This window comes from Polaromonas sp. P1_E3 (assembly GCF_056405935.1).
In genome coordinates this window covers 30,609-56,613 of record NZ_JBFUBD010000008.1, presented here as the reverse complement: position 1 = coordinate 56,613, position 26,005 = coordinate 30,609, and the positions used below count along the sequence as shown (strand labels likewise).

Genomic DNA, 26,005 nt, shown 5'->3' with positions numbered 1-26,005 from the left:
GCCATCGGCTTGTCCATATTTTCGCGGCTGACATCGCGCATCACCCGGCCGCCCTTGGCATCCAGCGTCAGGGATACGTTGGGCTCCTGTTTTTGCGAATCAAATCCGGCCTGGGCATCCGTCAGGCTCTCACCGGTGACAAGGACCTGCTTCTTGACGATCACCGGGTTGCCGTTAATATCCGGGAATTTTTCGGAGCCAAATGGCACGATGCCCCCGGTCATGGCGGAACGGGCCTCAGCGCTGTCGTCCACCAGGCGCATTTCCAGCGTGGCGGTGCGGCCGATGATTCTCTGAACTCGCGCGGGATCCTGAATACCCGGCAGTTGCACGACGATGCGGTCTATACCCTGTTGCTGTATCACCGGCTCCGCTACACCGAGTTCGTTGATCCGGTTGTGCAGCGTCACCATGTTCTGCTTGAGAGCCTGGTCCTGGATGCGGCGCGCAGCCTCGGGCTTGATCGTAGCCGTCAGCTTATATTCAGTTCCTTCGGGCACCTCCACCGTCTGCAGGTCGGGAAACTGGTCCTGAACCAGGGCTTTGGCGGATGTCAGTGTGGCGGAATCACGCACCTTGATATCAATCGCCTGGCCGTTGCGGGCGATGCCGCCATGCCGGATGTTTTTCTCACGCAACGACGTCCGGAGGTCGCCAGCGAGTGACTCGGCACGCTTGGTCAGCGCAGCCTGCATGTCCACCTGCAGCATCAAATGCACGCCGCCTCGCAAATCCAGACCCAGGTACATCGGGAAAGCATGAAGCTGAGCTAACCAGGAAGGTGAAAGCGACAGCAAATTGAGCGCAACGACATATGGAGGATCTTCAGCATCCGGCACCAGCGCCTTCTGGATTGCATCCTTGGCCTTGAGCTGTGTGTCGGTGTTGCCAAACCGCGCCTTGACGGAATTGCCGTCCAGGGTGATGACATCCGCCGCAATACCGGCTTCCTTCAATGTTTGCTCTACTTTCGCCATCGTCGTACTGTCGATCTTGACAGTGGACTTGGCGCTGGAAACCTGGACCGCAGGCGCTTCGCCGAAAAAGTTGGGCAGCGTGTACAGGGCTGCGACGATGAGCGCGATCACAATGATGGCGTACTTCCAGGCCGGATAACGATTCATGAGAGGGCTGTTCCTGGTGGACGGATGAACAAAGTCAGGCCTGCCGGCCTCTGAGGTCGGCGCAAGCCTTACTTGGCCGGATTGATGGCGCCCTTGGGCAACACCTGGATGATCGCGCTGCGCTGCAGCTGGACCTCAACACCGGGAGCCAGTTCGAGGGTCAGGTATACGTCGCCCAGCTTGGTCACTTTACCCAGCAAGCCACCTGCGGTCGCGACTTCATCACCCTTGGCCAGCGCTTCAATCATGGCGCGGTGCTCTTTCTGCTTTTTCATCTGCGGGCGGATCATGACGAAGTAAAGCACCACGAACATCAGCACCAGAGGCAGCATGCCCGTCAGCGAGGACATCATGTCACCGCCGGCAGCGGCAGCGGGAGCGGTTTGGGCAAAGGCGGAAGAAATGAACACGGCTAACTCCACAACGATTTAAAAGACACACTGGCGCGCGCCGTCCAGCACGGACAGCGCACAGAGTTCACGATTGTATGCGGCGGGGCATCCGCAGAAAGATGTAACTGGCGCGCGCCAGGGGCTTTTCAAGCCGGGCCGCGCGCAAAGCGCCGCCGCAGGCTTCGCGGGCAGGGCGTCCCATGAAGAAAAGGCCGGACCAACGCCGGCCGGGCTTCAGGCTGCTTTCCGCCGGGCGGTAGATCCGGAGGCGTGAAAGGCCTGCATCAACGCGACCCACTGGGGGCGCGCTGCGGCCAGGTGGCGCGCCTTGACGTGGCCGTAGCCCTTGATCATTTCCGGAATACGGGCGATTTCTACCGCCGCGGCGTGGTTTTCGGCGCTCAGGCCCGCCAGAACCTCTTCGATACTGACCCGATATTCCTCAATCAGCGCCCGCTCCGTACGGCGCTCTTCGGTGCGGCCAAAAACGTCCAGCGGCGTGCCGCGCAGGCCTTTGAGGCGCGCCAGCACCTTGAACGCACCCAGCATCCAGGGGCCGAATTGCTGCTTCTGCAGCTCGCCCTTGTCGTTTTTGGACGCAATCATGGGCGGCGCCAGGTGGTAATTGAGCTTGAAGTCGCCTTCAAACATGCCGTTGACCTTTTCCAGGAAGCCGGTATCTGTGTGCAGGCGCGCCACTTCGTACTCGTCTTTGTAAGCCATCAGTTTGAACAGGTAACGGGCCACCGCTTCGGTCAGCAGCGTCTTGCCCAGCGGTGCTTCCGCCGCACGCACCTTCTCGACAAAAGCCTGGTAGGTCTGCGCATAAGCCGCGTTCTGGTAAGCCGTCAGGAAGTCAACCCGCTTGGCCAGCATGTCGGCCAGCGAGGGCCTCTTGACGAACTCGATCACCTGGGCCGCTTTGAACAAAGCCTGCACCGCAGCCAGGTCGTGCGCGCAGCGCCGGCCCCATTCGAAAGCCGCCTTGTTGTTATCGACCTGCACCCCATTGAGCTCAATCGCACGCATGAGCGCCGCATGCGACAACGGAACGCGCCCCTTTTGCCAGGCAAAGCCCAGCATCAACGGATTGGTGTAGATCGAGTCACCCACCAGCTGCACCGCCACCTGCTCGGCATCAAAGCTGCCGAGCAAGTCAGCGCCCACTGCAGAAGTCACAGCCGTCTCGCAATTGCCGCCGGGAAACTGCCAGGCAGGATTGGTCACAAAAGCCGCCGTCGGCGTACCGTGCGAGTTCATCGCCACATACGTGCGGCCGGGCTGCATGACTGTCAGCGTGTATTTGCTGGCCGCCACGATCGGGTCGCAACCAATGACCAGGTCGGCCTTGGCGGTGTCAACCTTGGTGGTGTAGATGGCTTCCGGCCGGTTCGCGATCTGGATGTGGCTCCAGGTCGCGCCGCCTTTTTGCGCCAGGCCACCCGCATCTTGCGTGACCACGCCCTTGCCTTCAATGTGGGCTGCCATGCCCAGCAGCTGCCCGATGGTGATGACGCCGGTGCCGCCGACACCGCCCACCACAATGCCCCAGGCGTTTTCAGCCACAGGCAGCACGGGCTCGGGAACCGGAAACAGGCTATTGGGGGCGCCTTTCTTGTCTTTTTTGGGCTTCTTCAGCTGCCCGCCTTCGACCGTGACAAAGCTGGGGCAAAAGCCCTTCACGCAGGAGTAATCCTTGTTGCAGGTGTTCTGGTTGATCTTGCGCTTGCGGCCGAATTCGGTTTCCAGCGGCTCCACCGACAGGCAGTTCGACTGCACCGAGCAGTCGCCGCAGCCTTCGCAGACCAGCTCGTTGATGACGACGCGCTTTTCCGGGTCGGCCAGGGTGCCGCGTTTGCGGCGCCGGCGCTTTTCCGTCGCGCAGGTCTGGTCGTAAATGATGGCGGTGGTGCCTTTGAGCTCGCGGAACTCGCGCTGGATGCGGTCCAGCTCGTCGCGGTGGTGCACCGTCACGCCGTCCAGCAAGGGCGCGCCGTCGTATTTTTTCGGCTCGTCGGTCACGATGACCAGCTTGGCCACGCCTTCGGCGCGCAGGCTTTGCATGATCTGCAGCACCGAATGGCCTTCAGGCCGCTCGCCGACCTGCTGGCCGCCCGTCATGGCGACCGCGTCGTTGTAAAGGATTTTGTAGGTGATGTTCACACCCGAAGCGATGGCCTGGCGGATCGCCAGCAAGCCGCTGTGGAAGTAAGTGCCGTCGCCCAGGTTGGCAAAGATGTGCTCGTCGGTGGTGAAGGCCGCCTGGCCCACCCAGGTCACGCCTTCGCCGCCCATCTGGGTGAAGGTGGAGGTGGAGCGGTCCATCCAGGTTGCCATGTAGTGGCAGCCGATGCCGGCCACGGCGCGCGAGCCTTCGGGCACGCGCGTGCTGGTGTTGTGCGGGCAACCGCTGCAAAACCAGGGGGCGCGCTCGCCGGTGTCGGCCTTGCCTGCGGCCAGGGCGCGCTCGCGCCCTTCAATGATGGCCAGGCGCTCGTCCATGCGGGAAATGATGTCGGCGGGCACGCCCAGCTTCTTCAGGCGTTTGGCAATTGCCTTGGCGATGATGGCCGGCGTGAGGTCGGCCTTGGCGCGCAGCAGCCAGTTGTCGCTCGGGTTGGAGCGCCCCCATTCACCGCCCGACTGGTCGCCTTCGGGTTCGTCGAACTTGCCCAGCACATTGGGACGCACGTCGGCGCGCCAGTTGTAGAGCTCTTCCTTGATCTGGTATTCGATGACCTGGCGTTTTTCTTCGACCACCAGAATCTCTTGCAGGCCTTCGGCGAAGTCGCGCGTGATGGTAGCCTCCAGCGGCCAGACCACGTTGACCTTGTGCAGGCGGATGCCCAGCTGGTGGCAGGTGTCTTCGTCCAGGCCGAGGTCGGCCAGCGCCTGGCGCGTGTCGTTGAAGGCCTTGCCGCTGGCGATCAGGCCGAAGCGGTCTTTGGGGCCGGCGATGACGTTGTAGTTGAGCTTGTTGGCACGGATGTACGCGAGCGCCGCATACCACTTGTAGTCCATCAGCCGGGCTTCCTGCTCCAGCGGGGCATCCGGCCAGCGGATGTGCAGGCCACCGGGCGGCATTTCAAAATCTTCCGGGATGATGATCTTCACGCGGTCCGGGTCGACCAGGATGGAGCTGGACGACTCGACAACTTCCTGGATGGTTTTCATGCCCGACCAGACACCGGAAAAACGGCTCATGGCAAACGCGTGCAGCCCCATGTCCAGGATGTCCTGCACGTTTGACGGAAAGAACACCGGCAGGCCGCAGGCCTTGAAGATGTGGTCGCTCTGGTGGGCGGCAGTGGAGCTCTTGGACACATGGTCGTCGCCGGCAATGGCGATCACGCCGCCGTGTTTGGCGGTGCCGGCCATGTTGGCGTGCTTGAAGACATCGGAGCAGCGGTCCACGCCCGGGCCCTTGCCGTACCAGATGCCGAACACGCCGTCGAATTTTTTGCTTTGCGGGTACAGGTCGAGTTGCTGCGTGCCCCAGACGGCGGTCGCGCCCAGCTCTTCATTGACGCCAGGCTGGAACACGATGTTTTGCGCGGCCAGATGCTTTTTGGCGGCCCACAGGGCCTGGTCATAACCGCCCAGCGGCGAACCGCGGTAGCCGCTGACAAAACCAGCGGTATTCAGGCCCTCGATGGCATCGCGCGTGCGCTGCAACATGGGCAGGCGGACCAGCGCCTGGACACCGCTCATGAAGGCGCGGCCGTGCTCAAGGCTGTATTTGTCGTCCAGCGTGACGGTTTCTAAAGCCTTGCGGATGTGTTCGGGTAGGGGCGCGTTCATGTTCGTGGGTCTCCAGGACTGTTTTTAGTACCGCCTTGTGGGCAGGCTGGCAGAAGGGTCAAACCCGGGTAGGGGCAGCCCTCTAGTTGCATGCAAAGTGTATGCCGCCGGCCCTGATATGTCTTTGCTTTGTTTGCCTGATTTAGGCCACTTCCAGAAAGAATCTTGCTGTAAAGTGGCAATTATGGAAACATTAGACAAGTTTGACATCGCAATCCTGAATGAGTTGCAACTGGACGCCCGGTTGACGAACACGGAACTCGCCTCGCGTGTGGGGCTGTCGGCCGCACCGTGCTGGCGGCGTGTGCGGGCGCTGGAAGAATCGGGCTTTATCACCGGCTACCGGGCCGAAATCAACCGCCACAAGATCGGGCTGGGCGTGCTGGCCTTTGTACGGCTGGACGCCGACCGCAACAGCGGCGACGCCACGCGCCAGCTGGAAGAGGCCATCAAAAAGCTGCCTGAGATCGTCTCCTGCCATTACATCAGCGGCACCGGCACCTTCGAGCTGCAGGTGGTGGCGCAAGACCTGGAGGCCTTCAGCAAGTTTGCGCTGCAAAACCTGATCAACCTGCCCAACGTGAAAGACCTGCACACCAGCTTTTCGCTGGGTGAGGTCAAGGCGAGCAGCGCCCTGCCGCTCGGGCACCTGAGCCGGGCCGCAGTCTAAAATTCCAATAAATAATAGCCACAGCCCTTTGCTGGCAAGCGCAACCAGCTATTGATTTGATAGCATCTTCACTCTCTCAGTGCGTACGGCCAACGGCGCATAAACACGGCAGGACAACACCTCCAGGAGTTCCGCATGAAACCTTTTTCCATTCCCGCTGCTTTGGCTTTGATGCTCTTTATGGCCCTGGCGCCCGCCCTGCAAGCGCAACCAGCTATCAATTCAGGAGCAAGCCCGGAATCATTGCCGATGCGTAACCTGCAGATAGAAGTGCGGCAGGCCGGCAGCAGCCTGCGCTCCCAAAGCGCCCTGGGCGCGCAGGGCGGTGTCGTGCTGCAACCGGGCCGCTCAGGCCTCAATGCCCAGGTCACAGGCCAGGACAGCCAGCGCAGCGATTCACGCGACCTGGTGCAGCGCGTGCTGGTGCTCAACGGGCGCAACGCCAACATCAACCTGGGCAACAGCCAGCCGCTGCGGCTGGTGCAGGCGCGCCAGGCGGGCACGGTGTTCATCGAGGCCAACAGCGGCTTTTCAGCCAGACCCACCTGGTACGGCGGCGACAGCGTGGAGCTGGAACTGGCCGCGGGGCAGGCCAGCCGCACAGGCTCGTCGCCGCAGGCCCCCCTGTCCTCATCGTCCACCAGCACCTCGCTGACCGTTCGCCTCGGTGAATGGGTCACCGTGGCCGAGTCGGACGATGCGAGCGCCAGCAACAGCAGCGGCATCGCCGACAGCCGGCAATCGACCCGTCGGGACGGTATGAGGGTGGAAGTCCGCCTTTCCGTGCGCTAGATTTCCGGTGCGCTAGAAGAAGCCGCCCACCAATCCCGGTGAAGCGTCCGGGCGCGGCAGCCCCGTGCAACCAGGCAATGAAGTTTTTTCAGGAAATCAGTCGCGCACGCAGCGTGCCGTCAGCGGCAGCAGCGGGTAACGCAGCACGGCCTCACGGCCACTGGCGCCCAGGCCAAACTCGGCACGCATCCGCGGATTGCTGTACACCGCCTGCTGCGGCCCCTGCCCTCCGGCGTCGCGAAGCAGGAGGTCAGAGCCGCCAGGGCCCTCCAGCACGGCGGTGTCATCCACAAACTTCACCTTGAATTCAATGCCGTGTTCGCAGCGGTACTGCGCGGCAGATGAAGGCCCACCCGCCGCGCAGGCTCCCAATACCAACGCCCCGGCCATCGCCAGCAGGACCGTCCCCATTCTGGCCGGCAGTTGTTTCATGGTTCTCCTTCAGCTTGCTCAAGGTTGTCGGTACTTGTTTCACTTCGGCCAGAGCACCCAGAGCCGAAGCGGCTGGTTGACACGCGCCGCCAGCAGGCCTGCTTCCGGGCCGGTCCCGGCAAAATAATCAGCCCTGACCGCCCCCACGATGGCACTGCCGGTGTCCTGCGCCAGTACCAGTTTCTGCAGGTTGGCCGCGCCGCCCCGGGACGCAAGCCACACCGGCGTGCCGTAGGGAATGCTGGCCGGGTCAACCGCGATGGAGCGGCCCGGCGTCAATGCCACACCCTGCGCGCCCTTGGGCCCGAAGGCGGTGTCCAGGTCGCTCAACGGCTGCTCCTGAAAAAAAGTGTAGCGCGGGTTGCTCCAGAGCATTTGCTGCGCGCGCTGCGGATTTTTCGCGACCCAGGCCTTGGTGGATTCCACCCAGGGCGCCGTCATGCGGCCTTCGCCTTGCTCCAGCAGCCACTGGGTCACGCTGCGAAACGGCTGCTCGTTCGAGCCGGCGTACGCGACACGCACAACACGCTGCGAGCCGTCGGCTTCCGTGATGTTCAACCGGCCCGAGCCCTGTATGTGCAGCGACATCGCCTCAACCGGGTCGGCCAGCCAGGCGATTTCACGGCCGCGCAGCGCCGCCCTGGCTTCGGCCAGCGTGTCGATTTCCTGCCGCGAGAACCACGGCCTGCGGCTRCCCAGCGATGCGGGAGGGCGGTACAGCGGCACCTCGTAACCCGCGACGGGTTGGCGGCTGGCCTTGAGCACAGGTTCGTAGTAACTGGTCAGCAGCCCCTCGGCTACGCCTTGCAGGCTTTCCACCCGGTAGGGCTGCAAGCGCTTGACCATCCAGTTGCGCTGCTCATCGGCAGAAGCAATGCTGAGGCGACGGATCTCGCCGCACAGCGGCGCAAAACCCGGGCCGGGACGCTCGCAGCTCTTGAGCCAAGCATTCCAGGCCTCAAACAGCGCGTCTTCTTCAAAGCCGGGCAGCTCGGCCCAGCGGACCGCGACCCAGCGGCTTTTCCCCTGCACCATGGGCGCGGGCAACGAACCTGTATCGCCGGCGCGCACGCCCGGGGCTGTGGGCTCACCCGCCGGGACGGTCGAAGGTGGCAAGGGCGGGCTTGCGCAGGAAGCAAGCAGCGCCACCGTGGCGATAATTGGGGCAAGCCGCATGGAGCGCATTGACCGCAGCACAGGCATCGAAGCCTTTTTTGAAATCCAAGGAAATATCATGGCCCTACTTTTGCTCGAAGCCCTGGGGGCATTGCTGCTGCTGGTGTTCATTGTGTGGTGGACGATGTTTTCGGGCCGCAAAAATGGCGAGTTGAAGGAGCCAGTCCATCCGGAGACGCCTGCAGAGCCCGGAAAAAAATAAGCAGGCGCTGCGCCGAAGCTACAGGTTGCGCAGCAGATTGGCCAGCTCCACGGCCGACTTGACACCCATTTTGTCAAAAACCCGGGCACGGTGGACCTCCACTGTGCGCACGCTGATGTCAAGCTGGTCAGCCACCAGCTTGTTGGGCAGCCCGCCCACCACCAGTTTCATCACATCGCGCTCCCGGTCCGTCAAGCCGTCAAGCCGGGCCTGCAGGCCCGTCGACTCGCTGTGCTGCGCCAGTGCCCCGGCGGAGTGGTTCAGTGCCTGTTCAATGCGGTCTACCAGCGCGTTGTCTGAAAAGGGCTTCTCGCAAAAATCAAAGGCGCCGCGCTTGACCGCATCGACCGCGGTGGGAACATCCGCGTGGCCCGTCAGAAAAATCACCGGCAGCGTCGGCAGCAAGCCGTAGGCAATCAGCTTCTCGAACATGGCCAGTCCGCTCAGGCCCGCCATGCGCACATCCAACAGCACACAGGAAGGCGACTTGACCGAGAATTGCTGCGATACCCGGGCATCAAACGCCTCGGCGCTGTCAAAGGTCTCACTCAGCAGGCGGCGCGAGCGCAGCAACCAGGCCAGCGCGTCACGCACGCTGGCGTCGTCGTCGACGATATACACCGTGGCATTTTGAATGGGTTCCATGCTGTGTCTTTCAGGCTGTGTGAGCCCCTGCATCATGCAGCAGCGCCGCCGGCAGGGTGAAACTGAAAACCGTGCCGCGCGGCTGGGCCGGCTCAAACCCCAGGAAGCCGCCGTGCTGCTCAATCACGGTGCGGCACAGGCTCAGGCCCAGTCCCATGCCCTCTTCCTTGGTGGTGAAAAACGGCGTGAAAAGCTGCTCAGCCACCTGGCTGGAAATGCCCTCACCGCAATCCGTTACCGAAAATTCCACCCAGCGGCTTTGCGCGTTTGAGGCGGCCGGGCGGATACGCAGTGTCAGGACTTTCTCCCGTGGGGCCGGTCCTGCCACCCCATCCTCATGGGCTGTGCCCTGCATGGCCTGCATGCCGTTGCGTGAGAGGTTCAAAAGCACCTGTTCGACCATGGTGCGGTCACACAGCACGGGTGCACAGGTTTCATCGACCTCGATGACTACACGAACGCCGAGCTTGCGTGCCTGGAGGGTGACCAGCGGCATGATGGCCTCCAGCAAGGCACGAGGCTGCACGGCTTCCCGCACCTGGTCCCGGCGCCTCACGAAATCATGCACGCTCTTGATGACCTTTCCTGCGCGCTCAGCCTGCTCGGCAATGCGGCGCATGGCCAGCTGCAGGTCCTCCGACAATGGTCCCGCCGCCGCCGCGCCCATCGTCGCAGCCAGCGGCTTGTCACTGCCCATGCCATCCTGCAGGAGGTTGAGCGAGCCCGTGGCATAGCTTGAAATGGYGGCCAGGGGCTGGTTGAGTTCGTGGCTGAGCAACGAGGCCATCTCGCCGACCATCGCCAGTCGCGCGGTAGCCTGCAGGCGGTCCTGGCTGGCACGGGAAAGCTCTTCCACCCGGCGCTGTTCACTGACATCCAGAATTGCGCTCATCCAGCCGGTGTGCTTGCCCACCGCATTGATCAGCGGAGCCTCCATGATCAGCACGGGGAACCGCGTACCGTCGCGCCGCATGAACACCGATTCGTGGCCCTCACGGGGCAGGCTGTTGCCCGCCAGCCGGATTTCCTGGCGCTGCTGGTAGACGCCGGCCAGTTCGGGCGGCCAATAGGGCGAAGGAAAGCTCTGGTTGAGCAAATCTTTGGCGTCCACCCCGACCATTTTGCAAAACGCCGGGTTCACATAAGTGATGCGCCCCTGCAGGTCGCGCGCACGCAGCCCGGTCAGCACGGAGTCCTCCATGGCCTTGCGAAAAGCCAGGGCTTCACCGAGGTCATGCTCGACCTTCAGCCTGCGGCGCATGTCCCTTGCAAGAAGGTAAAGCACGGCAAGCAGGGCAAGGGACATGGCCGTCACCAGTGCGGTGAGTACATTGGGAAAAAGGGCCGGCGTTCCCAGCCTGCTTTCCATCCTGACGACCAGTGTGTTGCCGGGCAGGTCCAGCAACTGTTGCGCAATATAAATCCGGCTGCCGCGCGAGGGCACGCCTTGCAGCGCCAGGCGCGTGCCGTCCGCCTCAGTGAAGGACAGGCCGATGCCCCGGGCCAGCTGCCGGCCGACCAGCTCTCCCAGCATGTCCTGAAGCGAATAGGTGACCACGCTATACCCGGTGAGGCGCCCCGACACCATGACAGGCAGGCACATGTCGAGCACTTCCAGGCCCAGGCCATCGCGCTGCGGCATGAAATAACTGGTGGAGTAGGCCGCACCGCTCAGGCGCCTGGCCGTGGTGCAGGTCAGGCCTACGTCGGCTTGCAAACTGCCTCGCCCGAGCCGCTCAAACACTGAAGTGCGATAAGGCGTCTCCACAAACCCGAGCACATCAAGCGCTTCGTTGCGCCATTCAATCCGCATGATTTCACGGCGTTCGCGAAGCAGCTCGGCGGCGGATGAATGCCAGGATTCCGTCGTGCGGTCGCTGGACTGCAATGCCTGCAAGGTCTGGATATTGCGCGTCAGTCCCGAACGGATGTCGGTCACGGCTTCCGCTGCGTCGTGTTCCAGCCGGCTTTGCACCATGCTGGACTCATACCGCCCCGCCAGCCACACCAGAATTCCCAGCAAGGCCACCAGCAGCGCCACCAGCAATGCCCACAGCGACCAGCGCTTGCTGGCACGGCTGACGCCGTTGGCAAATGGAAACCTCACGCAGCCGGCCTCATAGGAAGCGGTGATTCAATGCAGGCAAGCGCTTGCGCACGCCTTCCGTGTGGGTGCCGGAGACTTCACCCAGGACGACACCCGGGCCTTCCGCTTGCTGGGCCACCACCTCACCCCAGGGGTCCACCAGCATGCTGTGGCCCCAGGTGCGGCGGCCGTTCTCATGGGTACCTCCCTGCGCTGCCGCGATGACATAAGCCTGGTTTTCAATGGCGCGTGCACGCAGCAGCACTTCCCAATGCGCCTGCCCCGTGGTGTACGTAAACGCGCTGGGCACCAGCAACACATCGGCTTTCAGGGCACGGTAAAGCTCCGGGAAACGCAGGTCATAACAAACGCTCATGCCGACAGCGTAGACATGGCCATCACGGGAAGCCAGGTCAAACCGGACGGGCTCTGCGCCGGGCTCCAGAACGCGCCTTTCGTCGTAGTCTTCCTGTCCCTGCGCAAAGCGGAAAAGATGGATCTTGTCGTAGCGTGCGACGCATTCACCCGTCGGCGCATAGGCCAGCGAGCAATTGCGCGCGCGCGCCGGATCAGCTGTGGCCACGGGCAACGTGCCGCCGACAATCCACAAGCCGAGTTCACGCGCAGACTGGCTCAGGAAGTCCTGGATCAAGCCCGTCCCGATGCGCTCCTGGGCGTTGAGCTTGTCGGTGTCCTTGAAGCCCATGATGCAGAAATATTCCGGCAGCACGGCCAGTTCAGCGCCCTGGGCCGCGGCCTGTTCAAGCAGGCTGCGCGCCGCAGCCAGGTTGTCCTGCACGCGCGCACCTGAGACCATCTGGATGGCGGCTATCTTCATGGTTAACGGGCCTCCTGAACAGGCGCTGCTGCAGCCTGAGCCTTGCGATCGACCTTGATGATTCTCGGGTCGGACCAGGTCCCGTCAATATGGAATTCCTGGGTAGCCGCCTGCATCAAGGGCCGCCGCAAAAACATCTGGGCCAGAAAACTGCCCAGGCCGATGGCCGGGTTGATGACCGTTGCAATCAGCGAAGCCGTGCCGGCATTGATTTCCGGCACCACGACCGCCTTGATGCTTTGAGTCTCCTTGGCGATATCAGCGCTGCCTTCCATCAGAACGGCCGCATTCACACCCTTCATCTGCAGATTGTTGGTGTGGGCAACGCCCTGGTTGATATTGATATCGCCGCGCACAAAGTCAAAGGCAAAACCTTCGGAAAACACATCGCGGAAATCCAGCGTCAGCCGCCTGGGCAGGGATTGCAAACTGAGCACGCCAAGCAGTTTTGCGATGCCTGGATCAGCCTTGACGAACTGTCCGGACTCGACATTGACATTGAACTGCCCGCTCATGGTGGGGTAGTCCAGACTAAGGGGTGATCCTATCCAGGCGACCTGTCCCTCGAGTTTTCCCTTGCCGCGGCGAATGACCTCACCCATGCCAAAGCGCTTGAGCAGTTCGCCCGAATCGGCGATGTCCAGCTTGAAGTTCATCACGGTGCGGCGACGCTCGGCAACCGGGCGACCGGTACGCGGCACGCTGGCCGCCAGGCTCTGGGCATTGATCGCCACCCAGTTGCCGGTAGCCGTCAGCACCGCTTCCGGAAGGATGACATTGAACTTGTTCAGGCGCCATTCACGCACGCCTTCACGCGCCGCAGCAGATGCGCCGCGGTTGACGGCGTCGATCTCGACTCGCCCGAGCTTTTTCCCGCGCAGCTCCAGGTCTTCCACGACGATATCCAGGGCGGGGATGCTGGCGGGTTGCTCGTTCAGGATGGCTTCAACATCGGTGGCCGTTCCTGGCGCCAGGCTGAGGCGGGAAAGCCGCGCATAAACACGCCCGGCGCCAATGCCGCCGGGCTGCCGGAATTCGACATACCCGTTGAGCTCCGACGCATCGATGTTCGCCCGCCATGTCAGGCCTTCGCGAGAGCCGCCCACCACCACGTTGTTCAGTTTGCGTCCTTCGACCACCAGCTCCCTTGCGCGGATGGCCATGGAGGTTGGCAGGTAGGTCAGGGAGGCGTTTGCGGCGGCGCGGTTGGTTGCCGCGGTGGCTGCCACCGGTGGCGGGGGCTGCAGCGCACTGCCGGAGGGGGAATCAGCGAGTATTTTTTGCCAGGCATCAAGGTCCACATGGGCCAGATTGATGTTGGCTGCCACGCCGGTTTCCTGCAAGGGAACCGTCTCCCCAGGCTCAAGCCCGACGCCAATTCCGCCCCGTATCACCCGGGGCTCACCGCCACTGACGTCGCGTACATACACAATGGAAGCCATGCGGCCCAAGGTCACCGACAGCTGGTCTTCCAGTTTTTGCCCGGGGCCCATGGATGCCGGCACCAGGGCGTTCTCGAATCGCAGCGGCAACGCGGCCTCCGCTGTCTTGCCCAGGGGCGCGGGAAGGTTGAGCGCCATGCCTTGCAGGTTGCTGGCGACAATCAGCTCAGGCAGGCCACGCCGAAACCCCAGCGAAGCGGTGTAAGCCGTGGCACCCGTGGCGTTTTGGGCCATGCGTGACAGCGTGCCGAGTTCCCTGGCCTGGCGCAGCCCCTCAGCGGTGGCAACCCCCTGGGCCTTGAACGCCACCATGCTTTCCGGTTCGGTATTGCCGGCCGATCGCGCCTGCACCCGGGTGCCGCCTTCAAAACGAACGTCGCCGCCGAGCAGCCGCGCCTGGGCTCCTGCCACGGTGAAACCGCGCTCGTTCACGGTGACCACGCCCTTGAGTTTGGTCAGCGCCGGGGTATCCGTGCCGAACTGCACGTCATTACCGGGCAGCGTGACGGTTCCATCCACCCGGGATTTATCAATGGTGTGGATGGGCAGGTTCAGCCGGAACCTGTAGTCACCTGCTCCGGCAGCCACCGCCTTGGCCAGCACATGGTTGGTCATGCCTGCCACCGGGGACTGGTTAACGAATCCCAGTGCATCTGCGAGAGGCCCCTTGAGGTGTGTGTCCACCTCGACGGTCGCATCGTGGGTAAGGTCCGGTATGCGTGCATTGCCTTTGACCAGTTGTAAACCCTGCAGGCCACCGACCTTGCCAGTCACGTCGTTGACCTCAAGCGTCGCACGGCTGAACACGAGTTCGCCATTGAGTTCAGTCAGTGCGGGCCAACCCGTCGCTCCGGGCGGCTGTATGGATTTGGGGACATAGGCCAGGTGCCCGTTCCGGACCCTGGCAGTCACCTTGAAATCACCTTGCGCCGGGTTGGCGAAAGGCAACTGCGCCAGCGGCCCCTTGACCTTGAACTTCACATCGCTGACCTGCCCCTGCACGACCGCATCGCGCACATAGTGGCGCACCCGATCCGGCAGTACCAGCGGCAAATAGCGGTGTACCCGCTCCCCATCACCGCGGCTCAAAACGCCCTGCAAGTCCAGCACGCCCGGGAATCTGGGGTCCACTGAACCGCTGGCGGAACTGCCGGGTGCCGCGTCGTCAGTGCGCCATGCAGCTTGCGCTTCTCCCTGCGCGTCAGCATTGGAAAATCGCAGGTTGTTCAGCTGGGCTTCGATCTTTCGGCCCGCAAATTTCCATTGCGCATCGACGGCAAGCTGCTCAAACGGCACAAGAGAATCCTCAAACACGCCCGGCAGGTCGAGCGAACCGTTGAGTATTTTGACCCCGGCCCGTCCGCCCGCTTGCGTCAGGTCAAACTCAATGGTGGCCCCGTTCACCCCCGGCCTGCCGGGCCTGGGATGCACAGATGCGGGAACTGCCGGCGCGGGCAGTGCAGCAATACTCAGCCCGGCGACGCGCCCTTTTGCCGCATAGCCGGTGGGGGCATCGAGCGGCCCTTGCCAGCGGGCCTCAACGGTCTCGACCAGCCCCTTTGGGGCGAAAGAAGTAATGAGCCCATGAACGGAAGCATCGAGCGGCAAGCGGTTGGCAATTTGCGCCAGCGCAGCCAAATCCAGCTTGTCGGCTTTAAGTTCAGTGTGCTGCGCAACACCTGCTTCGTCCCCTGTGTGCACCAGTGCCACATTGCCGCCCGGCCACTGCAGGCCATCCCGGGTTCGAAAGCGCAGGCCTTCGGTATTGAAATCAAAACCGTTGGCACGCTGGGCCCCACCCACGCGTCCCGCGACCGAATCAAAAGCCAAAGGCTGAAGTTTGGCGCCCAGGCGGGCGTCTACGTCCTGCAATGCCACATCGGCAGTGCCGCCGGTCAACCGGCCCTGGGAAACATCAGCCCAGGCACGAAGCGCGCCATTCCCGCGAGACAGCTCTACACCCAATGCGTCAAGATGAAGATATGGCCTGATGCGGGAGGCGTCCACCCGGCCAAACTCCGCAAACAGCTGGCCTGTCCAGGCATCAAAATCACCGGCATTGCTGGAAAGCAGGGATTGGCGGAACACGCCCCTCAAGGTGAAACGGTCGCCCCATTCAGCCGGCGGGGTGGCATCAAGGCGCATCATGTGGCGCCGCCGCGTATTGCGCATGACCCAGTCAACTTGCGTCAACGCCAGAGGCGGCGCCGGATGCATCTCGTCCGTCCAGCGCAAGGTGCCTCCCCTCATGACAAATTCAGTCTGGGAGAAAAACCAGTCGGCAGCGGCGCTCTCTCCAGCGGCCCTGTTCTGCGAAATATCGAGGCCTCCGACATAAATTTTTCCGTCAGCAGCCCGCCGGATATCCAGCTCGGGCTTGTCGATATAAAGCTGCTCGAAGCCCAGGCCCCAGATCGATGAAGCGGACAGGGCGCCAAGAATGACCGGCAGCCGCAGGGCCTCCCGACCCGCTGCGTCGAGCAGGGTCACGTCGCGCAACTCAAAAGAGGGAATCATCCCCTGGGAATGCGCGGTGATTCGGCCAATGCGGACGGGCACCCCCAGTGCCTTGCTGGCCTCTATTTCCAGGCGCGGACGGAACTCCCCGATTCGCGGCACAATCCAGCCATGCAACACGATCCAGGTCAGGCCAAAGAGCACCCAGGCCGTGGCAACAAGCCACAGCAACACGCGCATGGTGAGAGCAAGCCATCGCAGTTGTCGCGGCGGCAGGGTAGGCAGGCTGGGGATCATTGGCTCCATTGACATGAGAATTATGACCGCCGGGGCCAGCGTTCGCCCGGCGGCGAACCATGAAGTTTTGTGAAGTAGTGTGATGACCGTCGCCTCAACTGCCCGACCTGATACCCCATTTGCCGCCGGGCCGGCCGCATCGGGTTATTCACGGTTCGTCCAGCGCATCCGCCGCCGTTACGCCGACCAGCTCTTTCTGCTGCCTCCCGGCGCCCCCGTGCGAGCCGGCATGCGGGCCGCACTGGATGCGCTGCTGGCGCAAGGCATGGCAACAGGTGCGGCGCTTCGTGTGCTTCGCCAGCTGGTGATCGAAAGACTTGTGGTGCTCGACTGTGACGGCGCCCTCGAAAGCCAGGCCCCGCTTGCCGTGGTGACCTGCGCCATGACCGAGCTGGCCGAGCTGGCCCTGGATGTCGCCATGCGTGAATCCGGCGCCGAACTGGACGGATTACACGGCGCACCGCAAGGCCCCGACGGGGAACGCGCCCGCATGTGGGTTGTAGGCATGGGCAAACTGGGCGCGCGCGAACTGAACGTTTCCAGCGACATTGACCTGATCTATGTCTACGACCATGACGGCGAAACCCGGGGACGCAGCGATGGCCGCGGGCAAATCTCAAACCACGAGTACTTCGGGCACCAGGTCAAGGCCGTCTTCAGCCTGATTGGCGACACCACGGAGCACGGCTTTGTGTTTCGGGTGGACCTGGCGCTGCGGCCCAATGGAAATTCCGGGCCTGCCGCCATTTCCCTCAGTGCACTTGAAGAGTATTTTCAGGCGCAGGGACGTGAATGGGAGCGCTTTGCCTGGCTCAAGAGCCGGGTGGTGGCACCGATCGAATGCGTGCAGGACGGCTCGGCGCAAGCCCTGCGCGGCTCCGTGCTGCCCTTCGTGTTCAGGCGCTACCTTGACTACAACGTCTTTGATGCGTTGCGTACCTTGCACCGGCAGATTCGGGAGCATGCCGCCAAGCGCTGCGCCGGCCACCCGGAGCGGGCCAACGATGTCAAGATGTCGCGCGGCGGCATTCGGGAGATTGAATTTACCGTGCAATTGCTTCAGGTCGTGCGGGGTGGGCAATTCCCCGAGCTGCGCACCCGTCCCACGGTCGATGCGCTGCAGCGTGTGGCACGCGCAGGCCTGATGCCGCAGGAAACCGCTGATGCGCTGGTGCGAGCTTATGATTTTCTTCGCCGGGTGGAGCACCGCATCCAGTACCTTGATGACCAGCAGACCCACGTCCTGCCGACGCGTGATGACGACCTGGGATGGATTGCACAGACGCTGGGCTACAGCAACTGCTGCCCCTTCCTTGGCGAGCTGGATACGCACCGGGAGCTGGTCGCCGGGGAGTTCGACAAACTGCTGGGAGGCAAGCCCGACTGCAAGGGCTGCGGCAAGACGGTCAAGGCGCCGCCGCAGCAGCTTGAAGACCTGCTGGAGCAATTGTCGGAACAATGGCCGGAGCAGTTTCGCGCCCGGCTGGCACTGTGGCGCCAGCATCCCCGGGTCCTGGCCTTGCGCGAAGACTCCCGGACGAGGTTGACGCGGCTGGTGCAGCGCACCGCCGCCTGGCTGGCAGAAGGCACGGTCACCGAAGAAGCCGCTGTGCGCATCATCGACTGGATAGAGCCACTCCTGAGGCGGGAGAGTTATCTGGCGCTGCTGCTGGAGCGCCCCGCGGTACACGAGCGCCTGCTGCGCCTGCTGGGGGCGGCAAAATGGCCCGCCCGCTACCTGCTGCAGCACCCCGGCGTGATCGATGAACTGGCCAGTGACGAACTGCTCAAGGAGCGTTTTGACGGCAGGGCTTTCGCACGGGATTTGCAGCAGCGGCTGGCCGCGCTCAGGAGCACAGGTGAAGACGACGAGGAAACCTGCCTGAATCTGCTGCGCCGCGCCCACCATGCTGAAGTGTTTCGCACCCTCGCACGCGACCTGGAGGGCGTGCTCACGGTTGAGCAGGTGGCCGATGATTTGAGCGCTCTCGCCGAAGCCGTCCTGAGCATTACCACCGACTGGTGCTGGCAGCGCCTCAGGAACCGGCACCGCGAAACGCCGCAGTTTGCCATCATTGCCTACGGCAAACTGGGCGGCAAGGAGCTGGGTTATGGCAGCGATCTGGACATCGTGTTTGTCTACGAGGACGAGGATGAGCGGGCACCTGAGGTTTACGCAGCGTTTGTGCGAAAGCTGATCAACTGGCTGACCATCAAGACCGGCGAAGGCGACCTGTTTGAAATCGATACCGCCTTGCGCCCCAACGGCAATTCGGGTTTGCTGGTCACCAGTTTTGAAGCCTATACCCGCTACCAGCAGCAACGCGGCAGCAACACCGCCTGGACCTGGGAGCACCAGGCCATGACACGTGCGCGCTTTGTGCTGGGTGATGAGTCGCTGCGCCTGCGGTTCGACCAGGTCCGGCAAACCGTCATCACCGCGCCGCGCGACATCGTTGCGCTGCGCAATGAAATTGTGGCCATGCGCGAGAAAGTGCGCGATGCCCATCCGGTCAAGAGCGTTCACACACCGTCTTCCGGCAGTCAGCCGCCGCTCAAGGCAGAAAAATTTGACGTCAAACACAGTGCGGGCGGCATGGTGGACGCCGAGTTCGCCGTACAGTTTCTGGTGCTTTCCCAGTCTGACCGACACCCGGAGTTGAGGGACAACGTCGGCAACATTTCCTTGCTGCAACGCGCGGAAACAGCGGGCCTGCTGCCGGCCGGCGTGGGCCAAAGGGCGGCAAGCGCGTACCGCGAACTGCGGCGGGTACAGCATCACGCACGCCTTAACGAGGAGCCCACGCAGGTCAATCCGCCAGCGCTGGAAGCAGAGCGCAGCGCGATCCAGCAATTGTGGGTTGCCACCTTCAAATCAAACGATTGATTTAATTCAATCAATTGTTTGATTAATGTGCTTTAATGCGGGCACATGACTTCCGACCTGCCTTCCCAGCCACCTTTGCGTTTTGGCAAACCTGAAGGCGAAAGCCGAAAACAGCGCTCCGATGGCGCCCACGCCAGGGCGCACCTGCTACTTGTGGCGCTCAGGCTGTTTTCCGAAAAAGGGTTTGCCAAAACCTCCATTCGCGATATCGCCCATGCAGCAGGCGCCAACGTGGCGGCGATCAGCTATTACTTTGGCGACAAGGCCGGCTTGTACCGGGCCGTTTTCACAGAGCCGCTAGGTAGCGCGCGCGATGACATCGCGCTGTACAACCAGCCCCACTTCACTTTGCGTCAATCACTTGACGGTTTTTTCTCAAGTTTCCTCGAACCTTTGCATCAGGGCGAGCTGGTGCAGCTGTCCACCAGGCTGCACTTTCGTGAAATGCTGGAACCCACGGGCTTGTGGGCGGAAGAAATCGACAAGGGCATCAGGCCGGCACACACCGCGCTGGTGACCGTACTTTGCCGTCACCTGGGCATCACCAAAGCCGATGACGAAGTGCACAGGCTGGCTTTTTCCATCACCGGGCTGGCACTTCAGATGTTTGTCAGCCGCGAGGTCGTGGAGGTCATCCGGCCTCAACTGTTCGGCACATCAGAGGCACTGGAGCAGTGGGCTGTCAGTCTCGTGGCGTATGCCGAAGCCATGGTGGGCGTCGAAATGGGACGCAGAAGCCATCTTTCCAGTCATTCAGGGGCTGACAAGCCACGATTGAAAACAGCACATCATGAAAAAAACTGATTCCGCAGGCGCCCAATTCCACTGGCGGGCAGCGGTGCCTTTGTTCGGGGCATGCGTATTGCTGCTGGGCGGCTGCGCTTCCGACAATCCCCACATACCGCCCACCGCCTCAATCCCCGCGCAGTGGCAAACACCCCTGCCTGCGGCGCCGCGCACTACCGCAGCATTGCCCCACGGCGGCAGTCTGAGCGGACTGTCCCAATGGTGGCAGCAGCAAAATGATCCGTTACTGGTGGAGCTGATCATGGCGGCGGAGTCCGTCAGCCCGACCATTTCCACCGCGCGTTCCAACATCGAACAGGCGCGAGCCTCGCGTGTGGCCTCCGGCGCAGCCATGCTGCCCACGCTCGATGGCACGGCCAGTGTCAGCCGTGGGCGCTCGGCCCCCGTGAACCGGACAGCGCCGCCCATTTCCACAACGGCCCAGGCAGGGTTGCAGACCTCGTGGGAAATTGATCTCTTCGGCCAGTACGCCGCCAGCCGGGATGCCGACCAGCAGCGTCTGGAGGGTTCCCAGGCAATGTGGCATTCAGCACGCGTGTCGGTGGCCGCCGAGGTCGCCACCCAGTACTACAGTCTGCGTGCCTGCGAAAAACTGCTTGAGGTGGCGCGCTCCGACGCTGCGTCCCGCGCCGAAACGGCGCGGCTGTCGGAGCTCAGCGCCAAGGCGGGATTCCAGGCACCCGCCACTGCGGCACTGGCCAGAGCCAGTGCCGCGGAAGGCAACAGCAACGCCATTCAACAACGCGCCCTGTGCGATCTGGACGTCAAGGCGCTGGTGGCCCTGACCGCCATTGATGAGCCCGGACTGCGGCAAAAACTCGCCAGCACCCCGGTCGACCTGGCGCAGGAATCGGCAGCGCCTGTCATCAGCGTACCGGCGCAAGTGCTGGCCCAGCGGCCCGATATCTTCAACGCGGCACGCGAGGTGGACGCCGCCCACCTCGAGGTCGGCAGCGCACGCGCGCAACGCTTTCCAAGGCTCAGCCTGAGCGGCTCGATTGCGGCCAACAGGTCCTACACGGCCAGCACCACGCAGCGTTTTGACACCTGGACCGTCGGGCCACTGCAGCTGACCATCCCGATCTTTGACGGCGGCGCCAGCGAAGCTAATGTAGAAGCCGCCAAGGCACGCTACGAGGACGCCGCCGCCCAATACCGCGGCAGCGTGCGCAAAGCCGTACGGGAAGTCGAGGAAGCGCTGGTCAACCTGCAAAGCACCGCCGAACGGAGCCAGGATGCCCTGGTCGCCACACAGGGCTACCGCGCGTCATTCGTCGGCACTGAAGCCCGCTACAAAAGCGGGCTGGCGAGCCTGGTTGAACTTGAAGACGCCCGCCGCACCCTGCTGGCCGCCCAAAGTGCACTGGTCACGTTGCAGCGTGACCGGCGCAGCGCCTGGGTCGCGCTGTACCGGGCGCTCGGCGGCGGCTGGACCACCGCCGAACCCCCTGTGCCGCCGCTGGTCTCTGATGTGCCGGCACCTTTTACCCCCGCTGCGCTCACCGCCCCCTGAGGCCCGGTTTGCCGACCTTGCCACACCTACGACAGATCCATTGAACACCATGCCAAACTTCAAACTCAAACCCGTCGCGCTCGCTGTGATCGCTGGTGCCGTGCTCGTTGCCGGGGCTGCGGCCTTTTTTCTTCTGAAGGCCGATGCAAAGGAAGACAAGGCAGTCACCGCAAAGCCGGCACTGACAGTTGCCACCGCGTTGCCGTCCCAAATGACCTTGCCGGTGAAACTCAGCGCCAACGGCAATATCACCGCGTGGCAGGAGGCCGTGATCGGCTCTGAATCAAACGGCTTGCGGCTGGTGCAGGTGCACGCCAATGTGGGCGACCAGGTCAAGGCCGGGCAGGTGCTGGCGGTGTTCTCCGGCGACAGCGTACAGGCCGACACCGCCCAGGCCAAAGCCAGCCTGGTCGAGGCCCAGGCCAATGCGGCGGATGCGGCAGACAACGCGGCGCGTGCGCGCACGTTGGCCAGCTCGGGCGCTTTAAGCGAGCAGCAGATCAACCAGTACAACACCGCCGAGCAAACCGCCAAGGCGCGTGTCGAGGCGGCCAGGGCGCTCCTTGAGGTTCAGCAGGTGCGCGGTAAAAACACCCAGGTGCTGGCGCCTGACAACGGCGTTATCTCCGCCCGCACGGCAACGGTAGGGTCGGTGGTGCCGGCAGGCACTGAACTGTTCCGCCTGATCCGCGGCGGCCGCCTCGAGTGGCGGGCTGAAGTCACGTCAGCCGAGCTGGGCCGGATCAAGGCCGGCACAATCGCCAGTGTGGTGGCGGCCAGCGGTGCAGAACTCAAGGGCCGGGTGCGCATGATCGCCCCGAGCGTTGATCCCCAGACGCGTGCGGCACTGGTCTATGTGGATCTTCCGGTTTCGGCCGGCATGGCCTCCCCGGCCAAGGCCGGCATGTTTGCCCGCGGCGAATTCGATCTGGGCAGCACGCCTGCGCTGACCGTCCCCCAACCGGCGCTGGTCGTACGCGACGGGTTTAACTATGTCTTTCGCCTCAACCCGGACAACCGTATCAGCCAGCTCAAGGTGCAGACCGGCCGGCTGGCGGGCGACCGCATAGAGATCGTCTCGGGTCTTGCCCCCGACATGCGCGTTATCGTCAGCGGGGCAGGATTCCTCAATGACGGCGACCTGGTCCGGGTCAGCGACGGCGCCCCCGGCGCCGCAGCAAATCCGGCTGCAGCGCCCGCCAGCCGTGCGCAAGCAGCTATCAAATAAGGAGCGCTCACAATGAACGTCTCCTCCTGGTCGATCAAAAACCCCATCCCCGCCGTCATGCTGTTCGTGCTGCTGACGTTTGCCGGCATGCTGTCGTTCAAGGCCATGAAGGTGCAAAACTTCCCCGATATCGACCTGCCGACCGTAACGGTTGCGGCGTCGCTGCCGGGCGCCGCGCCCGCCCAGCTCGAGACCGAAGTGGCCCGCAAGCTTGAAAACTCCATCGCCACCGTGCAGGGGCTCAAGCACATCTACACCAAGGTGCAGGACGGCGGCGTGACCGTGACCGCCGAATTCCGGCTTGAGAAGCCGGTGCAGGAAGCCGTTGACGACGTGCGGGCTGCCGTTTCCAAGGTGCGCAGCGAATTGCCCGGCGACGTACGCGATCCGGTCGTCAGCAAGATGGACCTGGCCAGCCAGCCGGTGCTGGCCTTCACCATCCGCTCGCCGCGCATGGACGAAGAGGCACTGTCCTGGTTTGTTGACAACGACATCTCGCGCAAGCTGCTCGCGGTGCGTGGCGTCGGTGCGGTCAACCGCGTGGGGGGTGTCTCGCGCGAAGTGCGCATTGCGCTGGATCCCTCGAAGCTGCAAGCCCTGGGCGCGACGGCATCGGATATTTCCCGCCAGTTGCGGCAGGTGCAGACTGAAAGTGCGGGTGGGCGAGCCGACCTCGGCGGCAGTGAACAACCCATGCGGACGCTGGCGACGGTGAAGTCCGCGCAGGAGCTGGCGCAGCTTGAGCTGGCACTCAGCGACGGGCGGCGCATCCGCCTCAGCGAGGTCGCCACCGTGAGCGACACCACCGCAGAACCGCGCGCCGCCGCGCTGCTCGACGGAAAACCTGTGGTGGGTTTTGAAGTGTCCCGCAGCCGGGGCGAAAGCGAAGTGGCCGTCGGCGCCGCGGTGCAGGCCGCGCTGGCCGAGCTGAAGAAGCAATACCCTGAAGTGGAAGTCCACGAAGCCTTCAACTTTGTCACACCGGTGCAGGAGGAATATGACGGCTCCATGCACCTGCTGTACGAAGGCGGCATCCTGGCGGTGCTGGTGGTGTGGCTGTTCCTGCGCGACTGGCGTGCCACGTTTGTATCGGCCGTTGCGCTGCCGTTGTCGGTGATCCCGGCTTTCATCGGCATGCACCTGCTCGGCTTTTCGATCAATGTCATCACGCTGCTCGCGCTGTCGCTGGTGATCGGTATCCTGGTCGACGATGCAATCGTCGAGGTCGAAAACATCGTGCGCCACCTGCGCATGGGCAAGTCGCCGTATGAAGCCGCCATGGAGGCGGCCGACGAAATCGGCCTGGCCGTGGTGGCCACCACGTTCACGCTGATCGCGGTGTTCCTGCCCACCGCCTTCATGAGCGGCGTGGCCGGAAAATTCTTCAAGCAATTCGGCTGGACGGCCTCGCTGGCGGTGTTTGCCTCGCTGGTGGTGGCCCGGGTGCTGACCCCCATGATGGCGGCCTACATCCTCAAGCCGGTGGTGGGAGCCCATTCCGACCCGAAGTGGATGAACACCTATATGCGCGCAGCGGCCTGGTGCATGAAACACCGCGTGGCCACCATGGCAGCCGCCACGGTGTTTTTTTTCGGTTCGGTGATGCTGATTCCGCTGCTGCCGACCGGTTTCATTCCGCCCGATGACAATTCGCAAACCCAGGTTTACCTTGAGCTCCCTCCGGGCGCGTCACTGGCGCAGACCAAGGCCTCTGCCGAACACGCGCGCCTGCTGATCAGCAAAGTTGAGCACGTCAGGAGCGTCTACACCACCATCGGCGGCGGGTCAGCCGGAACCGACCCGTTTGCCATGCAGGGCGCGGCAGAGACCCGCAAGGCCACGCTGACAGTATTGCTGGACGAGCGCAGCGAACGGCCGCGCAAGCAGGGCATCGAAAGCAAGATGCGCACGGCCCTGGAAACCCTTCCGGGCGTGCGCAGCAAGGTGGGGCTGGGCGGCTCGGGAGAGGCCTACATCCTCATGCTGACCGCCGAAGACTCCAATGCGCTGCAAACCGCGGCGCTGGCGATTGAAAAAGACCTGCGGACCATTCCCGGCCTGGGCAATATTTCGTCCAGTGCCAGCCTGGTACGCCCCGAGATTGCCATCAAGCCGGATTTCGCCCGGGCAGCAGACCTTGGCGTGACCAGCTCGGCCATGGGCGAAACCCTGCGCATTGCCACGGTCGGAGACTACGAAGAGTCTTTGCCCAAGCTCAATCTTTCGCAGCGGCAGGTGCCCATCGTCGTCAAACTCGATGAGGCAGCGCGCAAGGACCTCAGCGTGCTGGAGCGCCTTGCGGTTCCCAGCGTCAAGCCGGGCGTCGGGCCCGTCATGCTGGGGCAGGTGGCGAGCCTGGAAATCACGGCCGGCCCGGCCGTGATTGACCGCTATGACCGCTCCCGCAATGTCAAGTTCGAGATAGAGCTTTCGGGTCGGGCGCTGGGTGACATCACCGAAGCCGTGAAATTGCTGCCGTCGGTCAAGAGCCTGCCCGCCGGCGTCAAGGTGGTGGAGGTGGGCGACGCAGAGGTCATGGGCGAGCTGTTCGCCAGTTTTGGCCTGGCCATGCTGACCGGTGTGCTTTGCATCTACATTGTGCTGGTGCTGCTGTTCAAGGATTTCCTCCATCCGGTCACCATTCTTGCGGCGCTGCCGCTGTCACTGGGCGGCGCTTTTGTCGGCCTGCTGATCGCGCAGAAGAGCTTTTCCATGCCTTCCCTGATCGGGCTGATCATGCTGATGGGAATCGCCACCAAAAACTCCATCCTGCTGGTGGAATACGCCATCGTCGCCCGGCGTGACCACAACCTGTCGCGCTGGGACGCGTTGCTGGACGCCTGCCACAAGCGGGCACGGCCCATCATCATGACCACGCTGGCCATGGGCGCCGGCATGATGCCGATTGCGCTGGGCCTGGGCGCTGCCGACTCCAGCTTTCGCTCGCCGATGTCGATTGCGGTGATCGGCGGCCTGATCACCTCTACCGTGCTCAGCCTGCTGGTCGTGCCTGCCGTGTTTACCTATATCGATGACCTGGAACGGATGATCAAGCGCACGGCGGCAAGGTTGCGCGGCCGCGGCAAAGAAAAACCTGGAAACGGTCAACCCGCAGCTGAATCAGGCGCCCCATAAGCTGCGAAATAATGCACACGCCGCTGCGTACCGCTTTGTAAAAGGCGGATCAGACGTGTAATTTTGCTGGTTTGGACAGGC

16 protein-coding genes are annotated in these 26,005 nt (G+C 63.2%); 7 read left to right on the top strand and 9 right to left on the bottom strand.

What is annotated here, in order from left to right; genetic code table 11:
* From AC1D0Z_RS03285 to AC1D0Z_RS03275, 3 genes are all read right to left on the bottom strand, one after another.
* Positions 1-1,124, bottom strand: a 1,124-nt coding sequence (locus AC1D0Z_RS03285; protein WP_477656809.1) for a preprotein translocase subunit SecD, incomplete at its 3' end; no start/stop codon positions are given.
* Positions 1,125-1,192: 68 nt separating this feature from the next.
* Positions 1,193-1,534: a preprotein translocase subunit YajC gene (gene yajC / locus AC1D0Z_RS03280; RefSeq protein ID WP_477656808.1), complete on the bottom strand. Its 342-nt coding sequence runs from the start codon at positions 1,532-1,534 to the stop codon at positions 1,193-1,195.
* A 216-nt stretch (positions 1,535-1,750) separates the two neighbouring features.
* Positions 1,751-5,317 carry an indolepyruvate ferredoxin oxidoreductase family protein gene (locus AC1D0Z_RS03275; RefSeq protein WP_477656807.1) on the bottom strand — a complete coding sequence of 1,189 codons (3,567 nt, stop codon included), beginning with the start codon at positions 5,315-5,317 and terminating at the stop codon, positions 1,751-1,753.
* Positions 5,318-5,501: 184 nt separating this feature from the next.
* Between AC1D0Z_RS03275 and AC1D0Z_RS03270 the strand changes: the two genes are divergently transcribed.
* Positions 5,502-5,987, top strand: a complete 486-nt coding sequence (locus AC1D0Z_RS03270; RefSeq protein WP_477656806.1) for an Lrp/AsnC family transcriptional regulator — start codon at positions 5,502-5,504, stop codon at positions 5,985-5,987.
* 135 nt (positions 5,988-6,122) lie between these two features.
* Positions 6,123-6,779, top strand: a complete 657-nt coding sequence (locus AC1D0Z_RS03265; RefSeq protein ID WP_477656805.1) for a hypothetical protein — start codon at positions 6,123-6,125, stop codon at positions 6,777-6,779.
* Positions 6,780-6,875: 96 nt separating this feature from the next.
* Here AC1D0Z_RS03265 and AC1D0Z_RS03260 read toward each other — a convergent pair whose 3' ends face one another.
* The 6 genes from AC1D0Z_RS03260 to AC1D0Z_RS03235 all read right to left on the bottom strand — a co-directional run bounded on the left by AC1D0Z_RS03260 (position 6,876) and on the right by AC1D0Z_RS03235 (position 16,363).
* Positions 6,876-7,211, bottom strand: a complete 336-nt coding sequence (locus AC1D0Z_RS03260; protein ID WP_477656804.1) for a hypothetical protein — start codon at positions 7,209-7,211, stop codon at positions 6,876-6,878.
* A gap of 39 nt (positions 7,212-7,250) precedes the next feature.
* Entirely contained in the window at positions 7,251-8,498 is a 1,248-nt protein-coding gene (gene mltA / locus AC1D0Z_RS03255; protein ID WP_477656803.1) for a murein transglycosylase A, read from the bottom strand.
* A gap of 109 nt (positions 8,499-8,607) precedes the next feature.
* On the bottom strand, positions 8,608-9,234 hold the full coding sequence (locus AC1D0Z_RS03250; protein WP_477656802.1) for a response regulator transcription factor: 627 nt from the start codon (positions 9,232-9,234) through the stop codon (positions 8,608-8,610).
* 10 nt (positions 9,235-9,244) lie between these two features.
* Complete coding sequence (locus AC1D0Z_RS03245; RefSeq protein ID WP_477656801.1) at positions 9,245-11,341, bottom strand: two-component system sensor histidine kinase NtrB; 2,097 nt, start codon at positions 11,339-11,341, stop codon at positions 9,245-9,247.
* Between the two features lie 10 nt (positions 11,342-11,351).
* Complete coding sequence (locus tag AC1D0Z_RS03240; RefSeq protein WP_477656800.1) at positions 11,352-12,158, bottom strand: carbon-nitrogen hydrolase family protein; 807 nt, start codon at positions 12,156-12,158, stop codon at positions 11,352-11,354.
* Positions 12,159-12,160: 2 nt separating this feature from the next.
* Positions 12,161-16,363, bottom strand: coding sequence for a YhdP family protein (locus AC1D0Z_RS03235; RefSeq protein WP_477656811.1), 4,203 nt, complete (start codon positions 16,361-16,363; stop codon positions 12,161-12,163).
* Between the two features lie 73 nt (positions 16,364-16,436).
* Here AC1D0Z_RS03235 and glnE point away from each other — a divergent pair, with 73 nt between their 5' ends.
* The 5 genes from glnE to AC1D0Z_RS03210 are packed head-to-tail and all read left to right on the top strand — an operon-like array spanning position 16,437 to position 25,924.
* Positions 16,437-19,241, top strand: a complete 2,805-nt coding sequence (glnE, locus tag AC1D0Z_RS03230) for a bifunctional [glutamate--ammonia ligase]-adenylyl-L-tyrosine phosphorylase/[glutamate--ammonia-ligase] adenylyltransferase (RefSeq protein ID WP_477656799.1) — start codon at positions 16,437-16,439, stop codon at positions 19,239-19,241.
* Positions 19,242-19,286: 45 nt separating this feature from the next.
* Positions 19,287-20,045, top strand: coding sequence for a CerR family C-terminal domain-containing protein (locus tag AC1D0Z_RS03225; RefSeq protein WP_477656798.1), 759 nt, complete (start codon positions 19,287-19,289; stop codon positions 20,043-20,045).
* Positions 20,032-21,561 carry an efflux transporter outer membrane subunit gene (locus tag AC1D0Z_RS03220; RefSeq protein ID WP_477656797.1) on the top strand — a complete coding sequence of 510 codons (1,530 nt, stop codon included), beginning with the start codon at positions 20,032-20,034 and terminating at the stop codon, positions 21,559-21,561. The genes AC1D0Z_RS03225 and AC1D0Z_RS03220 overlap by 14 nt, the downstream gene beginning before the upstream one ends.
* Positions 21,562-21,610: 49 nt before the next feature.
* Positions 21,611-22,789, top strand: coding sequence for an efflux RND transporter periplasmic adaptor subunit (locus AC1D0Z_RS03215; RefSeq protein WP_477656810.1), 1,179 nt, complete (start codon positions 21,611-21,613; stop codon positions 22,787-22,789).
* A 12-nt stretch (positions 22,790-22,801) separates the two neighbouring features.
* On the top strand, positions 22,802-25,924 hold the full coding sequence (locus AC1D0Z_RS03210) for an efflux RND transporter permease subunit (RefSeq protein ID WP_477656796.1): 3,123 nt from the start codon (positions 22,802-22,804) through the stop codon (positions 25,922-25,924).
* The last annotated feature ends 81 nt before the right edge of the window (positions 25,925-26,005 follow it).

Excerpts from the sequence above, each read along its gene's own strand:
- AC1D0Z_RS03270 (WP_477656806.1), top strand. The coding sequence starts at position 5,502 with ATGGAAACATTAGACAAGTTTGACATCGCAATCCTGAATGAGTTGCAA.
- AC1D0Z_RS03220 (WP_477656797.1), top strand. The coding sequence starts at position 20,032 with ATGAAAAAAACTGATTCCGCAGGCGCCCAATTCCACTGGCGGGCAGCG.
- AC1D0Z_RS03275 (WP_477656807.1), bottom strand. The coding sequence starts at position 5,317 with ATGAACGCGCCCCTACCCGAACACATCCGCAAGGCTTTAGAAACCGTC.
- AC1D0Z_RS03225 (WP_477656798.1), top strand. The coding sequence starts at position 19,287 with ATGACTTCCGACCTGCCTTCCCAGCCACCTTTGCGTTTTGGCAAACCT.
- AC1D0Z_RS03265 (WP_477656805.1), top strand. The coding sequence starts at position 6,123 with ATGAAACCTTTTTCCATTCCCGCTGCTTTGGCTTTGATGCTCTTTATG.
- AC1D0Z_RS03210 (WP_477656796.1), top strand. The coding sequence starts at position 22,802 with ATGAACGTCTCCTCCTGGTCGATCAAAAACCCCATCCCCGCCGTCATG.
- AC1D0Z_RS03250 (WP_477656802.1), bottom strand. The coding sequence starts at position 9,234 with ATGGAACCCATTCAAAATGCCACGGTGTATATCGTCGACGACGACGCC.
- AC1D0Z_RS03215 (WP_477656810.1), top strand. The coding sequence starts at position 21,611 with ATGCCAAACTTCAAACTCAAACCCGTCGCGCTCGCTGTGATCGCTGGT.
- glnE (WP_477656799.1), top strand. The coding sequence starts at position 16,437 with ATGACCGTCGCCTCAACTGCCCGACCTGATACCCCATTTGCCGCCGGG.
- AC1D0Z_RS03235 (WP_477656811.1), bottom strand. The coding sequence starts at position 16,363 with ATGGAGCCAATGATCCCCAGCCTGCCTACCCTGCCGCCGCGACAACTG.
- AC1D0Z_RS03240 (WP_477656800.1), bottom strand. The coding sequence starts at position 12,158 with ATGAAGATAGCCGCCATCCAGATGGTCTCAGGTGCGCGCGTGCAGGAC.
- AC1D0Z_RS03260 (WP_477656804.1), bottom strand. The coding sequence starts at position 7,211 with ATGAAACAACTGCCGGCCAGAATGGGGACGGTCCTGCTGGCGATGGCC.